A 14,881-nucleotide genomic window follows, 5' to 3' on the forward strand; every position below is an offset into this window, starting at 1 on the left:
ATGAGGGTGATTAGCTCAGTTGGTAGAGCATCTCCTTTACACGGAGGGGGTCGGCGGTTCGAGCCCGTCATCACCCACCATCATTTTCATGCTCAAGCAGTACCTGGAAGTCCCGAAGTGGGTGATTAGCTCAGTTGGTAGAGCATCTCCTTTACACGGAGGGGGTCGGCGGTTCGAGCCCGTCATCACCCACCACTTCTATGGGTCGTTAGCTCAGTTGGTAGAGCAGTTGACTTTTAATCAATTGGTCGCAGGTTCGAATCCTGCACGACCCACCATTTTAGAAAAAAGCGCCTTTTGGCGCTTTTTTTCGCATGCGCGCTCCGCAATAATCTCCGACTCCGCTATCACATATCCCCCCAAGGTCGTGTTGGATGAGAACCTGCGTTCAGGTTCGAGCCGAGCGAAGCGAGACGACAACGCGCAGCGTTGCCCGCAGGGCGAGGCCAAAGGCCGAGTCAATCCTGCACGACCCACCATATTAGAAAAAAGCGCCTTTTGGCGCTTTTTTCGCATGCGCGCTCCGCAATAATCTCCGACTCTGCTATCACATATCCCCCCAAGGTCGTGTTGGATGAGACAAAAGCGTTTACGCTTTTGAACAGCGCTTGCGCTGGCCCGAAGGGCGAGTCTCGCAGAGACGAGTAATCAGCGAAGCGAGACGACAACGCGCAGCGTTGCCCGCAGGGCGAGGCCAAAGGCCGAGTCAATCCTGCACGACCCGCCCTATTAGAAAAAGCGCCTTTTGGCGCTTTTTTCGCATGTGTGCTCCGCACAATATTCTGCCCTACTGACTCTGCCCTCGCTGTCGCCACGACAAAAAAAGGGCGCAGCCTGCGCCGCGCCCCGCTATCCGGTCGTCACCACTCGGGCAAGCCTCAGGCCGCCAGCGTTGCTCCGCCGTCAATCACAATATCCTGCATGGTGATATGGCTGGCCATATCCGACGCCAGGAACAAAATGGCATCGCTGATTTCCTGCGGCTGGGCGATTTTCCCCAGCGGAATCCCCAGCTTGAACTGCTCGGGGAAACCGTTGATGGTTTTCTGCTCACCCGTTTCATCCTGCCACATGCCGCGCTGCATCGGCGTATTGGTCGAGCCTGGCGACACCATGTTCGAACGCACGCCGAATTCGGCCATTTCCAGCCCCACCGTCTGGCACAGGCTGCGCAGCGCCGCTTTGGAAGCGCAGTAGGCCGCCATGCCGACGCGCGGTACGTGCGCCGCGTTGGAGGCGATGCTGACGATCGCACCGCGACGCTGGCGGCGGAATACCGGCAGCGTGTGACGGAACATATTGAACGCCCCACCGGCGTTGACGTTCAAGCAGGCCATCCAGTCGGCACTGCTGGTGGCGTCGGTCAGCCCCATACGCAGAATGCCGGCGCCGTTGACCAGCACGTCCAGCTCGCCATGTTGCGCCAGCAGCCGCGTGCATACGCGCTCTACCGCCTCGGCGTCGGCGATATCCAGCACTTCGGTGTGGAATGGATATTCCGCCTCGCTGAACCGCAGATCAAAACCGACCACCTCGGCGCCCGCGGCGGCAAACTGCCGTGCGGTCTGCAAGCCGATACCGGCGCCCGCCCCGGTTACCCATACGCGTTTGCCGCTAAAGTCCCAGCTGCTCATCCGGCCTGCTCTCCGGCGAGCAGCGCCCACCAGCTGTCAATGGTCGGATTCTTGGCCAGCGCGATAAAGTCGATATCGCCGCGGATTTTACGCCAGCGCGTCGCCAGCTCCATGATGCGTACCGAATCCAGACCGTAATCAATCAGGTTCTCGTCGTTGCCCATCTCTTCGCTGTCTTCATCCAGCAGCGGCAGGATCAGCGCCCGCAGCGCCTCTTTGCTGGCGATGCCGTTACTTTGCGGCAGCAGGTCGGCGGTGCTGACCACGCGGCCGCAGCGGCCGGCGGTATAGCGCAGCGCCATCAGGTGTTCGTCGCGCGAGAAGTCCGCCAGCCCATCCGCCACCATAAACGGCTGGATGTTACGCATAAAGGCGTCGATCGCGGTGGTCAGGCAGCCGATATGCGCGTACACGCCGCAGATAATCAGCTGGTCGCGGCCGGTTTCCTGCAGAATGTCCTGCAGCGGCGAACGGTGGAAGGCGCTGTAGCGCCACTTCACCAGCACGGTGTCATCCTCTTCCGGCGCCAGCGCGGCCACCACCGCCTGCTGCTCCGGATGTTTGTTCAGCCCCGGCCCCCACATATCGTTCAGCAGCGCCCGGTCTTCATCGCTCTGCTGGTTCGGCTGCGCGGTATAAAACACCGGGATCCCCTGGGCCTTGCAGTAACGACGCAAGTTGGCGATATTCTCCACCACCTGCTTGATCATCGGGCTGTCTTCACCCCAGAAGTTAAGGAAATACTGCTGCATATCGTGAATCAGCAGCGCGGCGCGCTGTGGCTCAACCGTCCAGTTCACCTTATTGGCCGGTAATTCAGCCGCGGCCGGCAGCGCATAATCATTGAGTTTAGGAATGGCCATCGTTCAATCTCCCTGGACCTGGGTGGCTTGCTGCGCGTCCAGCAGGCGCTGGCGCAGCAGTTTCTTATCAACTTTACCGACCGCCGTCAGCGGCAGGCTCTCCACCTGCACAAAGCGGTCCGGCAATTTAAATTCGGCGACGCCCTGCTCACGCAGATGACGACGCAGCACCACCGGCTTTAACGTCTCGCCGGCGATAAAATAGGCGCAGCTCTTTTCACCCATCAGCGCATCCGGCATGGAAACCAGCGCGGCGTTAATCACCGCGCCGTGACGCAGCAGCAGGTTTTCGATCTCTTCCGCCGCGATCTTCTCGCCGCCGCGGTTGATCTGATCTTTTTGCCGCCCTTCCACGCAGATATAGCCGTCTTCCGTCATGCGGATCAGATCGCCGGAGCAGTAGAAACCGTCGGCGTCGAACGCGTCGGCGTTGTGCGCCGGGCTCTGGTAGTAACCGCGGAAGGTGTACGGGCCGCGGGTCATCAGACGGCCGACCTGGCCGACCGGCAGCGGATTGCCATCGTCATCGGCCACCCAGACTTCGTCGTCCGGCGACATCGGGCAGCCCTGCGTGGTGAGGATATGGCGATCGTCATCGTCCAGCTGGGTATAGTTCACCAACCCTTCCGCCATGCCGAACACCTGCTGCAGCTGGCAGCCGATTTCCGCCGGAATGCGCGCCGCCAGGCTTTCACCCAGCTTGGCGCCGCCGACCTGCAACAGCTGCAGGCTGGCGAGCGGCGCGTTGCTGCCCCACTCTTCAATCGCCTGCAGCCACAGCGTGACCGCCGGCGGCACCAGCGCGGTGACGTTGATTTGATGCTGTTCAATCAGTCTGAAGCACTGGCCGGCGTCCGGATCGGCGGCAAACACCACCTGACCGGCGGCATAAAACACGCCCAGCACGCCCGGCGAGCTCATCGGGTAGTTGTGCGCCACCGGCAGCGCGCACAGATAGCGCGTCTCGCGGTCAAAACGGCACACCTCGACGCTGCGGCGAATGCTGTAGTAGTAATCATTGTGGGTGCGCGGGATCAGTTTCGGCGTGCCGGTGCTGCCGCCGGACAGTTGGAAGAACGCGACCCGATCGGCCGCGGACGGCGTCGCGCGGAAATCGCCGCTCTCTTCCGCCAGCATCGCCGCCAGCGACTGCTCGCCCTGCGCGTGGCTGCGCAGCGCCACCACGCGCAGCGACGGATGCTGCGCCCGGAAGGTCGCCAGAAAATCGTCATTGCCGAACAGCGCATGCTGAGCGTCGGCAATCAGCACCGCCGGTTTGATTTGCTCAGCGTAGGCGTGCAGCTCGCTGCGCTGATGGCTGAACAGCGCATTAACCGGTGCCACGCCAATTTTCAACAGGGCGAAGAAGGTGACATAAAACTCCACCACATTGCCCAACTGCACCAGGGCGGTTTCTCCCGGCTGAATGCCGCGGCGCAGCAGCGCGGCGGCCAGACGATCCGACTGCTGATGCAGCTGGCGGTAGCTCAGGCGATTCTCGGCATCGATCAGCGCGGTAGCGTCGCTGTCCGCCTGGCGGTCGAGAATATCGGTCAGCGGTTTATCAATCCAGTAGCCGCGCTCGCGATAGCGCTGGGCAAACTCGGCCGGCCACGGGGTGAATGCAATACTCATGGTGTTGTTATCCTTGGTTCAGTCCAAACGCACGCAAAATGGTGCTGAGCTTGGTGCCGGTTTCATGCCATTCGGACTCCGGCGAAGAGTCTTTAACGATGCCGGCGCCGGCAAACAGACGCACCTGGCGGCCCTGTACGGTGCCGCAGCGGATGGTGACCACCCACTCGCCGTTGCCTTCGGCGTCGCACCAGCCGACGATGCCGCCGAACAGGCCGCGGTCGAAAGGCTCCAGCTCGGCAATCAGATCGCGCGCCTTCAGCGTCGGCGTGCCGCACAGCGCCGGCGTCGGGTGCAGCAAGCAGGCCAGCGACAGCGCATTTTCCCGGCGGCAGTCCACTTCGCCGTCGATCGGCGTCGACAGATGCCACAGCGTGCTGGTGCTCAGCAGCTCGGGGGCGTGCGGAATATTCAGGTAACGGCAGCGGCCGGTCAGCACCTGACGCATGCCTTCGGTCACATAGCCGTGTTCGACGTTATCTTTGCTCGACGCCAGCAGCTTCTCGCTCACTTCGCGGTCGCGCTGCGGATCGGCGTCGCGCCGGGCAGAGCCGGCCAGCGGGTTGGAGCAGAACTGCCCGCCGGATTTACGCAGCAGCAGTTCCGGGCTGGCGCCCAACAGCGCCCCGTCGGCCAACGGCACATGGAAATGAAAGCCGTTCGGGTTCTGCGCGATAATGCGCGCCATCAGCGCCTGACGCTCAACCGGCTGCCGGGTTTCAATCTCCAGCAGGCGCGACAGCACCACCTTGTCCAGCTCGCCGTCGGTCATCGCCGCCACCGCATCGCTGACCATCTGCATAAAGGGCGCCTGCGCCGGCAATTCATTCAGCACGTCTATTTCCGGGCCGTCGTTATCGGCCGCCGGCCGCGCCGCCATAAAGGCTTCGCGCTCAAACCACTGGGTGTGTTGCGGAATAAACAGCGACGACGGCTGGCGGGTGTCAAACGGGATCGCGCCGCACAGCACCGGCTTTTTAATGCCGGCCCGCCGCGCTTCATCAAAGGCATGACGCACGGCCTGCTGAAACTCGCCGTTGATATCATCGCCACCGGCGGCCGGCAGGGTGATATTGGCAAAGCACCCTTGCGTCGTCAGACTGCGAAAAGGAGATGTGAAAAAGAAGCCTGACGCCGGATCTACGCCGAAATGCGCCTGTTCGTTCTCTTTCGCGTGCGGTGCCTTCTGCTGAGCACCATTCACGGCTGTATCCATGGGTACGCCCTCTGTTATTCGCCAATAATAACCAATATAATAATGATTATCATTTGTGTTTCGTGGCGCTAAATTACCCTCCGTCTCCCGCTATGTCAATAAACGTAAACACTTCTTTACCCTGATAATCATGGTATAAACATTGTGGTATTCTCTAGATAAATGATAACCATTAAGCTTTCCGCATTTAACGGCGAGGCGAACTCGTCAATGACACCAACAAGGATTACCCGGATGAAGAAGATCCTGCTTTTGGGGCTGGCGCTGCTGACCCTCTCCGCGGCACAGGCGGCTTCCCCACAATGGCCCCGCACGATTGACACCTCTCACGGCCCCGTTACCCTCAAGCAGCCCCCGACGCGCATCGTCTCCACCAGCGTGACCCTGACCGGCACCCTGCTGGCGATTGACGCCCCGGTGGTCGCCAGCGGCGCCACCAACCCCAACGGCCGCTTTACCGATAAGCAGGGCTTTTTCCTCCAGTGGGGAGAGGTTGCCGCACAGCGCGGGGTGAAGCGTCTGTACGTCGGCGAACCGAATGCCGAAAGCATTGCCGGCGAAGCGCCGGACCTGATCGTGATCTCCGCCACCGGCGGCGACTCCGCGCTGCAGCTGTACGATCAGCTGTCCGTTATCGCGCCGGTGCTGGTGGTCAACTATGACGATAAAAGCTGGCAGGAGCTGGCGAAAGAGCTGGGCTACGCCACCGGACACGAAGCCCGGGCCGAGAAACTGACCGCCGACTTCGCCGCCCGCGAACAGGCGCTGAAACAGCGCATCACGCTGCCGCCGCAGCCGGTTTCCGCCCTGGTGTTCCGCCAGGACGGCAAGGCCGCCAATCTGTGGACCGCCCAATCCTCACAGGGAAAAATGCTGCAGCAGCTGGGTTTCACGCTGGCGCAACCGCCGGCCAGCCTGCACACCAGCACCAGCCAGGGCGCACGTGAAGATATTGTTCAACTGTCGGGAGAGAGTCTGGCGGCGGGGCTGAATGGCCAGACGCTGCTGCTGTTCGCCAATGACGAAAGCGACGTACAGCGTCTGATGAATAATAAATTCCTGGCGCAGCTGCCGGCGGTGCAAAACCAACGGGTTTATGCGCTCGGCAACGAAACCTTCCGTCTGGACTACTACAGCGCCAGCAACCTGCTGGCGCTGTTGGAAAAACGCTTTACTTCCCGCTAGCCTGCGCCGCAGCGGGCTGGAGGGTCGCCTCCGGTTCGCTGCGCGTAACCCGCCGCAAACTGCCCATCACCACCAGCAGCACCACGCCCAGCAACGCCGCGCCGAAGCCAAAACCGGTCGAGGTCATGGCCGGCAGCATCAGCGCCCCCATCGCCCCCAGCAGCAGCGCGCCCAGCGCGTCCCCCACCACGTTTTGCGCGGTCCACAGGCCGTTAATACGGCCAAGGAATGCATCCGGCGTCAGGTTCTGAATCAGCCCGTACTGCAGCAGAGAGTTCAGCGCGCTCAGATAGCCGAAGGCCACCAGACAGGCCAGCGCCAGACCGTACCACGGCATCAGGCCAAACAGTCCAACGGCGACAAACGCGGCGATGGCGGTCAGCAGCATCATCCAGCCCGGACGTGCCACCTGCGCCACCCGGCCGCTGGTGAAGGCGCCGAGGGCGGCGCCCAGCGGCACAGCGGCATACATAAAGCCCAGCTGCGACGCGTCAACGCCCCAGTTGCCGGCCAGCGCCGGGTACAGGATGCGCACCGCGCTGGCCATGGTCAGCAGCGCGCCGATCAGCGCCACCATGCCGATCACTTTATTCTGGAACAGAAAGGCAAAACCGCCGGCCAGCGCCTTCAGCGGATGCTCGCGCGGCTGCTCCGGCGGCGGCAGCTGCGGCAGACGCAGCAGCGGCACCAGTGTCAACAGGGTGCCGAGCGCCGCCAGCCCGTAGTTCCACGCCACCCCGGCGTGCGCGATCAGCAGGCCGCCCGCCGCCGGCGACAGAATCGAACCAAAGCGCACCGTCAGCATGCTGATGGCGCCGGCCTGCACGATATTCTCACGCCCGACCAGCGCCGGCGTCGCCGCCAGCAGCGCCGTGACGCCCACCGCACCAAAGAAGCCGTCCCATACCGCCAGCAGGTAAATCGCCGTCAGCGACGGTTCCGGCAGCGCCGCGTTGAGGCACATGCCGACAAAGCCGACGCCGCAGGTGGAGCGGGCAAACAGGATCAGACGGCGGCGCTCATAGCGATCGGCCAAGACGCCGCCCATCAGCAGGCCGGCGAACATGCCGCCGCCCGCCAGCGTTACCGCCAGACCCACCAGCAGCGTCGAACCGGTCAGCGCCTGGATCTGCACCGGAATGGCGATGGCCATCAGTCCCAGCGCCAAAATAGAGATAAAGCGCGCGCAGAATACGGCGCGGAACGCCTGATTGGTCTTCAGCAAACCAAAATCAAGCAAAATCGAGGGCTTACTCATTTTTTTTATCACCACAACTTTAAAAAGGAATTGCACGCTTGCTACTGCAATGGAGCAGCGACTCATGCTACCATAGATGAATACAATCAATAATGATAATAAATATCATTAATATTCAATTGAATAATGGGCTGTTATGTTCCGGCTTACACACAATTGCTCGCACGCTGCTTCAGCGCACCAGGAAGCTCTGTTTTTAGGCACTACGCGCGCTTTTCGCCGCCGGCTTTATGCGCTGCTGTTCGCCATACTGATTCTGCTGCTGGTCATGGCGCTCAGCCTGGCGCTGGGTGCGCAATCTATCCCCCTCTCCACCGTTCTGCAGGCATTAAACGGCCAGTGCAGCGGCGTTGACTGCGTGATCATCACCGACGCCCGCCTGCCGCGCACGCTGATCGGCGTGCTGGCCGGCATCGCGCTCGGTCTGGCCGGCGCCCTGATGCAAATCCTGTCGCGCAACCCGCTGGCGGACCCGGGCATTCTCGGCGTCAATGCCGGCGCCGGCTTCGCCGTGGTGCTGGGCATGTCGCTGTTCGGCGCCAGCGACATCGGCCAGTATCTGTGGTTTGCCTTTGGCGGCGCGCTCTGCGCCTCGCTGCTGGTGGCGCTGGTGGGCGCACTCGGGCGCAGTACGCTCAACCCGGTGCGCCTGACGCTGGCCGGCGTGGCGCTGGGGGCGGTGCTGGACGGCATGACCACCGGGATTTCGCTGCTGAACCCGCAGGTGTTCGACCAGCTGCGCTTCTGGCAGGCCGGCTCGCTGGATATTCAAAATATGCAGGTGGTGCGCACCGTCGCGCTGCCGATACTCCTCGGCACGCTGATCGCCCTGTGGCTGACCAAGGCCCTCAACAGCCTGAGCATGGGCAGCGATCTGGCCACCGCGCTGGGCACCGGCATCGTGCGCACCCAGCTGCTCGGCCTGCTGGCCATCACCCTGCTGTGCGGCGGCGCCACCGCCGCCGTCGGCCCCATCGCCTTCGTCGGCCTGATGATGCCGCATATCGCCCGCCGTCTGGCCGGCTCCGAGCTGCACTGGATTTTACCCTGGACGCTGGTGCTGACGCCGATTCTGCTGCTCAGCGCCGATTTGATCGGCCGTTTTCTGGTGCCGGGGGAACTGCGCGTCTCTATCGTCACCGCGCTGATCGGCGCGCCGGTGCTGATTGCGCTGGTGCGCCAGCGTCATATGTTCAGAAGGAGCCGCGGATGAGCAGCCATAGCGAGGTTCTGTCCGCGCCGAAGCGCGTCGCCCGCCTGTCGCGCGCCACCCTGACCGTACTGCTGCTGATCGCGGCCTGCGCCGCGCTGGCCGTCTACGCCCTCGGCGCCGGCACGCTGTCACTGAGCGCCGCGCAGGTAATTGACGCCCTGCGCGGCGAAGGCCCCGCCAATCTGGCGGTGATCGTGACCCAGTGGCGTCTGCCGCGCGTCGTGATGGCGCTGCTGATTGGCGCGGCGCTCGGCATCAGCGGCGCAATCTTCCAGTCGCTGCTGCGCAACCCGCTGGGCAGCCCTGACGTTATCGGCTTCAATACCGGCGCCTACAGCGGCGTGCTGGTGGCCGTGGTGCTGTTTAACAGCGGCATCCTCGGCATCACCAGCGGCGCGCTGGCCGGCGGCCTGCTGACCGCGCTGCTGATTTATCTGCTGGCCTGGCGCAACGGCGTTGAGGCCTTCCGCCTGATTATCGTCGGCATCGCGGTGCGCGCGCTGCTGATGGGCGCCAATACCTGGATGATCGTCAGCGCGTCGCTGGAGGCGTCAATGACCGCCGGCCTGTGGAGCGCCGGCTCGCTGAACGGCGTCACCTGGGCCAAAAGCCAGCCGGCGCTGCTGGCGGTGGCGCTGGCAACGCTGCTGCTGTGCGGTCTGTCGCGCCGCATGCGTCTGCTGGAGATGGGTGACGACGCCGCCTGCGCGCTGGGCGTCCCGGTGGAGCGTTCGCGCATGCTGTTGCTGCTGCTTGGCGTGGTGCTGACCGCCGCGGCCACCGCCGTCGCCGGGCCAATCTCCTTTATCGCGCTGGTGGCGCCGCAGATCGCCCGCCGCCTGTGCGCCAACCGCCACGTGCTGCTGCTGACCGCGCTGACCGGCGCCCTGCTGCTGCTGGCGGCCGACGTCGCCGCCCAGCGGCTGTTTATGCCGTATCAGCTGCCGGTCGGCGTACTGACCGTCTGTCTGGGCGGCATTTACCTGATTTGGCTATTAATCCGTGAGTCACGTAAAAAATGAATACTGTAACGCCGCTGTCCGCGCCGCTGCGCGCCGAAAACCTGACGCTGGGCTATGACAAAAAAATCGTGGCAAGCGACCTGTCCGTCGCCATTCCGCACGGCGAGCTGACGGTTATTATCGGCCCCAACGCCTGCGGCAAGTCGACGCTGCTGCGCACCCTCAGCCGCCTGATGCAGCCGCAACAGGGGCAGGTATGGCTGAACGACAAACCCATCCGCGACTATGCCACCAAAGAGGTGGCGCGCCAGCTCGGGCTGCTGCCGCAAACGTCGGTCGCCCCCGGCGACATTACCGTGTTCGATCTGGTAGCCCGCGGCCGCTATCCGCATCAGCGCCTGTTCAGCCGCTGGCGGGAGGAGGATCAGCAGGCGGTGGAAGACGCCATGCGCGCCACCGGCGTGGCGGAGCTGGCGGAACAGGCGGTCGATACGCTCTCCGGCGGACAGCGTCAGCGCGTCTGGATCGCCATGGTGCTGGCGCAGCAAACGCCGCTGCTGCTGCTGGATGAGCCGACCACCTGGCTGGATATCACCCACCAGATCGAGCTGCTGGAGCTGATGCGCCAGCTGAACCGCGAGCGCGGCCATACGCTGGTGGTGGTGCTGCACGATCTGAACCACGCCTGTCGCTACGCCACCCACCTGATCGCCATGCGCGGCGGGAAGGTGATCGCCGAAGGCGCGCCGAAAGATATCGTCACGCCGCAGCTGATCGAGGAGGTATACGACCTGAAATGCATGATCATCGACGATCCGGTGTCGCATACTCCGCTGGTGGTGCCGTTGGGTAAGCCCTGAATTTTGCGATCCGCTTTCCTGATTTAAATACCTCTGTTTGCCGCCCGACCGAGCGCCCTTTAATCTGGCGGCAACGACAGCCGGTTAACGATAAAAAGGCGCTTACGCGCCTTTTTTATACGTCATCACCCGCGGGGCATCGCCCCCTGCCCGCCTACAGCGTACGCAAGATACGGTTCAGCAGCGGCCCCAGCACCTTGAACGACGCCGGCGACACAATATCCACGTGCGCGCAGTCCAGCTCATGCACCTGCAGCGCATCGACATACTGCGCCCAGGTCTGCTGCACGTCCATTCCCGCCTGCAGCGTACGCTTGGCGACAAACAGCGTCGCCTGACCGCGGAAATTGGCGGTATGGGTGCGGGACAGCAAACGCACCGAGTCGGCGTAGTTAGCCTCGATATTGTCGAACATCGCCGTACGGGTCTCGCCCAACGCCGGATCCAGCGTATCTTCCGATACCGCCAGGAACTGTTCACGCTCGCGCTGCACTTCCTTCAGCACGTTATCGTCCAGCATCACGTCCCAGTTCTGCGTTTCCGGCGGATAGGTATCCAGCAGCCCGAGGAACGCCACCTCTTCACCGCGCGCCTGCAGTCGGGCAGCGATGCCCTGCGCCAGCGTGCCGCCCAGCGAATAGCCGATAAAGTGGTACGGGCCGTGCGGCTGTACCGACAATACCGTCGCCAGGTGCGCCTCGCACACCTGATCCATATCCTCGCTCAGCGCCAGCGGGCCGTCAGGCCGCGGCGACTGAATGCCCACCAGCGACCAGTGCTGATCGATATAGCGCGGCAATACGCTGAACTGCCAGGAAAAACCGGAGGCCGGGTGCAGACAGAACAGCGTCGGGCCGTCGGTGGTGCGCAGCGGCAGTACGCTGTCGAAACCGCAGCGGTCGGCCTCTTCCTGCGTGCGCTCTTCCGCCAGCAGCGCCGCCAGTTGCTCCACCTTCGACGCCACCATCACCTGCCCCACCGATACCGCCTTACCCAGATCGCGGCGCAGTTCCGCCGCCAGGCGCATCGCCAGCAGCGAATGGCCGCCCAGGGCGAAGAAGTCGTCGTCGGCAAATACCTGCTCACGCTGCAGCAGACGGGCGAACACCGCCGCAATCTCACTTTCCAGCCCCGGCAGCGGTTCTCGGCCGGCGCTACGCGTGCCGCTTTGCGGCTGCGGCAGGGCTTTGCGGTCCAGTTTACCGTTGGCGCTCAGCGGCAGCTCCGCCATTTCCACCAGCGCGACCGGCACCATATGCGGCGGCAGACGGTCGGCCAGCGCGGCGCGCAGCGCTGCCGGATCCAGCGTCACCCCGGCCTGCGGCACCAGATAACCCACCAGCTGACGTGCGTCGCCGCCGGCATCCGCCGGCGTCCCGGTCAGCACCAGCGCGTGGGTCACCGCCTGCTGTACGCCCGGCAGCGACAACAGCGCGTGGTCGATCTCGCTCAGTTCAATACGCTGGCCGCGGATCTTCAGCTGATCGTCGCTGCGCCCCAGATATTCCACCGTCCCGTCGGGCAGCCAGCACGCCACATCGCCGGTGCGGTACATGCGACCGCCGTCGCCGAACGGGTCGGCGACAAAGCGGCTGGCGGTCAGCTCCGGACGCCCCAGATAACCGTGCGCCAGCTGTACGCCGGTCAGATACAGATCGCCGGCGACGCCCGGCGGCACCGGGCGCAGACGCGCATCCAGAATACGCAGCCCGGTATTCCACACCGGCAGGCCAATCGGCACGTTGGCGCCGGTCACCGCCGCCAAGGCGTCGCCCCAGGCCGGATGCCAAGTCACGTCCACCGCGGCCTCCGTCGGGCCGTACAGGTTATGCAACGGCACCGCGGTGCGGCTCTGCCACTGGCGGCACAGCTCGGCCGGCAGCGCTTCGCCGCTGCAGAACACCCGCTGCAGGCTGGCGCACTGTTCGACCGCCTCCCGCCCCTCCAGCGCGCTGACGAACGCCGCCAGCATCGAAGGTACAAAGTGCAGAGTGGTGACGCGGTGGCGGGCGATCAGCTGCTGCAGCTGCTGCGGGTCGCGGTGCGCTTCCGGCGGCGCCATCACCAGCTGCGCGCCGACCATCAGCGGCCAAAAGAACTCCCAGACCGACACGTCGAAGCTGCACGGCGTCTTCTGCAGCACCACGTCCTGCGCATTGAGCGGATAGTGGTTCTGCATCCACAGCAGACGGTTGACGATAGCCTGATGACCGACCAGCACCCCCTTCGGCCGGCCGGTGGAGCCGGAGGTAAAAATAATGTAGGCCGGATGATGCGGCGTCGGCCCCGTCAGCGCGACCTGCGCAGCGTGGTCGGCGGCCAGCGGCGCATCGTACAAAAGGATCTCCCCCTGGCCGGCAAAACGCGCCTGCTGCGACGGTTCGGTGATAATCAGCCGCGGCGCAGCGTCTTCCAGCATCATCGCCAGGCGCTCATCGGGATAGCCGGTATCCAGCGGCAGATAGGCGGCGCCGGCTTCGACTATCGCCATCAGCGCCAGCGACAGAAACACCGAACGCGGCAGCGCCACGGCGACGATATCGCCCGGCCGTACGCCTTGTTCGCTCAACTGACGCGCCAGCGCGCTCACCTGTTCACGGGTTTCACGGTAGCTAAAGCGGAAATGCGCATCGGACAGCGCCGGCGCATCCGGCGTGCGCTGCGCCTGCTGCGCCAGCAGGCCGCTCAGCGTCTGCGGCGCCACCGGGTGCGCGGTATCATTGACCCGCGCCAGCAGCGCATGGTCGGCGGCGGTCAGCATATCGGCCTCCCCCACCGGCAACTGCGGCCGGGCGCTGAACTGGCTCAGCAACAGCGGCAGGCGCTGCAGGTGGGCCGCCAGTTCATCACGCTGATAACGCTCGGCATTGGCCAACAGTTCCACCTTCAGCCGGCCGTCGTCGCCGATAAACAGCGCAATTTCCAGATCGCGCACCGGGCCGGAAGCCAGATCGTGCGTAATGCCGGTAATACCGTCAAAATCCAGTTGGTAATCAAACATCTTGAAGTTGAACACCGTGCCGTACAGCGGCTCGGCATCGCCGATGCGTCCCAGATCGCGCTGCACCTGCTCGGCATCATACCGCTGATGGCGGCGCACCTTTTTCAGCTCGCGGCTGAGGGTGAGCGCCACCTCCGTCAGCGTCGCCTGCGGATCCACCCGCATCGCCATCGGCAAAACGTTAATCACCGGCCCGGTGGCGCACAGCGCGGCGGAGCCGGTGCGGCGCATAAAGATAAAGCCGGCGCTGAAGTGCGGCTGGCCGCTCAGGCGCGACACCCACAGCGCCAGCAGCGCCACCGCCATATCGGCGGCGTTGAGCTGATGCGGCTGACCCAGCGCCGTCAGCGGCGCAAAATCGGCCGCCGAACAGTGCTGGCTCAGGCGGTGAATGCGCGTGGTCGGCGCCTGTCCGGCCAGCGGCTGCGGGCTGAGGGTCGCCGGCGGCGGCAGCTGGGCGGCCTTGTCGCGCCAGTAATCGGCATCGCGCTGCCGGCCGGCGGACTGCTGATAGGCCTGATATTCGGCCACCACCTCACCAAAGCCGCTGAACGGCGTCGGATCCGGCGTTTCGCCGCGGCGCAGCCGGCTGTAAATATGGGCGACGCGCCGGGTAATGGCGGTAAAGCTGAAGCCGTCAACCAGCAGATGGTGATAGCGTTGATACCAGAACCAGCGGTCGTCCGCCACGCGCATCAGCACGTTGCGGTACAGCGGTTTGCCGCTGCTCACCCGCAGTTCGCCGTTAAGATCGATATCCATCAGCGCCGTCGCCGCGGCTTCGGCGTCTGCCGAATCGGTAAAGTCGACATATTCCGCCGCGTGGATGGCAAACTCCGCGTCCAGCCACTGCAGCGGTACGCCGTCGCGCTCTTCAAAGCGCAGGCGCAGGGTATCGGCTTCGGACAGTCCGAGGCCGATGGCGCGCAGCAGGCACTCTGGATCCAGCACGCCGTTCAGTTCAATATAATGCGCCACCGCGTAGGCATTGCCATGCGGTGAAAGCTGATCGGCGACCCAGATACCGGGCTGCGCCGCAACCAGCGGCATCTCC

At 64.0% G+C, this 14,881-nt stretch carries 10 protein-coding genes, 3 tRNA genes and 1 other RNA gene; 8 read left to right on the forward strand and 6 right to left on the reverse strand.

Annotated features, from left to right (window positions below):
- Nucleotides 1-4 precede the first annotated feature (4 nt).
- From I6G83_RS00090 to I6G83_RS00105, 4 genes are all read left to right on the forward strand, one after another.
- A tRNA-Val gene (locus tag I6G83_RS00090) sits at nucleotides 5-80 on the forward strand.
- Between the two features lie 39 nt (nucleotides 81-119).
- A tRNA-Val gene (locus tag I6G83_RS00095) sits at nucleotides 120-195 on the forward strand.
- A gap of 7 nt (nucleotides 196-202) precedes the next feature.
- Nucleotides 203-278: transfer RNA gene (locus tag I6G83_RS00100), tRNA-Lys, on the forward strand.
- A 75-nt stretch (nucleotides 279-353) separates the two neighbouring features.
- A non-coding RNA gene (locus I6G83_RS00105) (RtT sRNA) lies at nucleotides 354-479 on the forward strand.
- A gap of 399 nt (nucleotides 480-878) precedes the next feature.
- Here the strand turns inward: I6G83_RS00105 and dhbA are convergent.
- Genes dhbA through I6G83_RS00125 form a run of 4 tightly spaced genes read right to left on the reverse strand, consistent with a single transcriptional unit; the run spans nucleotide 879 to nucleotide 5,348 of the window.
- Nucleotides 879-1,634 (reverse strand): 2,3-dihydro-2,3-dihydroxybenzoate dehydrogenase, encoded by a 756-nt coding sequence (gene dhbA / locus I6G83_RS00110; RefSeq protein WP_054306679.1) that lies wholly within the window; start codon nucleotides 1,632-1,634, stop codon nucleotides 879-881.
- Nucleotides 1,631-2,497 carry an isochorismatase family protein gene (locus tag I6G83_RS00115; RefSeq protein WP_054306680.1) on the reverse strand — a complete coding sequence of 289 codons (867 nt, stop codon included), beginning with the start codon at nucleotides 2,495-2,497 and terminating at the stop codon, nucleotides 1,631-1,633. Before I6G83_RS00115 ends, dhbA begins: the two co-directional genes overlap by 4 nt.
- A 3-nt stretch (nucleotides 2,498-2,500) precedes the next feature.
- On the reverse strand, nucleotides 2,501-4,132 hold the full coding sequence (locus I6G83_RS00120) for a (2,3-dihydroxybenzoyl)adenylate synthase (RefSeq protein ID WP_054306681.1): 1,632 nt from the start codon (nucleotides 4,130-4,132) through the stop codon (nucleotides 2,501-2,503).
- 7 nt (nucleotides 4,133-4,139) lie between these two features.
- On the reverse strand, nucleotides 4,140-5,348 hold the full coding sequence (locus I6G83_RS00125) for an isochorismate synthase (RefSeq protein WP_054306682.1): 1,209 nt from the start codon (nucleotides 5,346-5,348) through the stop codon (nucleotides 4,140-4,142).
- Between the two features lie 234 nt (nucleotides 5,349-5,582).
- Here I6G83_RS00125 and fepB point away from each other — a divergent pair, with 234 nt between their 5' ends.
- Nucleotides 5,583-6,533, forward strand: coding sequence for a Fe2+-enterobactin ABC transporter substrate-binding protein (fepB, locus tag I6G83_RS00130; protein WP_082394674.1), 951 nt, complete (start codon nucleotides 5,583-5,585; stop codon nucleotides 6,531-6,533).
- Here the strand turns inward: fepB and entS are convergent.
- The gene (gene entS, locus I6G83_RS00135) at nucleotides 6,520-7,791 is read right to left on the reverse strand and encodes an enterobactin transporter EntS (RefSeq protein ID WP_054306693.1); all 1,272 of its coding nucleotides are present in this window, start codon (nucleotides 7,789-7,791) and stop codon (nucleotides 6,520-6,522) included. The two genes, fepB and entS, sit on opposite strands and share 14 nt — an antisense overlap.
- Before the next feature lie 268 nt (nucleotides 7,792-8,059).
- Between entS and fepD the strand changes: the two genes are divergently transcribed.
- From fepD to I6G83_RS00150, 3 genes are read left to right on the forward strand one after another with little or no spacing between them, the layout of a single operon-like run.
- On the forward strand, nucleotides 8,060-9,004 hold the full coding sequence (gene fepD / locus I6G83_RS00140) for a Fe(3+)-siderophore ABC transporter permease (RefSeq protein WP_371851021.1): 945 nt from the start codon (nucleotides 8,060-8,062) through the stop codon (nucleotides 9,002-9,004).
- Entirely contained in the window at nucleotides 9,001-10,026 is a 1,026-nt protein-coding gene (fepG, locus tag I6G83_RS00145) for an iron-enterobactin ABC transporter permease (RefSeq protein ID WP_054306685.1), read from the forward strand. The genes fepD and fepG overlap by 4 nt, the downstream gene beginning before the upstream one ends.
- A complete protein-coding gene (locus I6G83_RS00150) occupies nucleotides 10,023-10,826 on the forward strand; it encodes an ATP-binding cassette domain-containing protein (protein WP_054306686.1) in 804 nt (267 codons plus the stop codon). The genes fepG and I6G83_RS00150 overlap by 4 nt, the downstream gene beginning before the upstream one ends.
- Before the next feature lie 154 nt (nucleotides 10,827-10,980).
- Here I6G83_RS00150 and I6G83_RS00155 read toward each other — a convergent pair whose 3' ends face one another.
- Entirely contained in the window at nucleotides 10,981-14,877 is a 3,897-nt protein-coding gene (locus tag I6G83_RS00155) for an enterobactin synthase subunit F (protein ID WP_174545419.1), read from the reverse strand.
- Nucleotides 14,878-14,881 lie beyond the last annotated feature (4 nt).

The sequence above is a fragment of the Serratia rubidaea genome (assembly GCF_016026735.1).
GTDB lineage: Bacteria > Pseudomonadota > Gammaproteobacteria > Enterobacterales > Enterobacteriaceae > Serratia_B > Serratia_B rubidaea.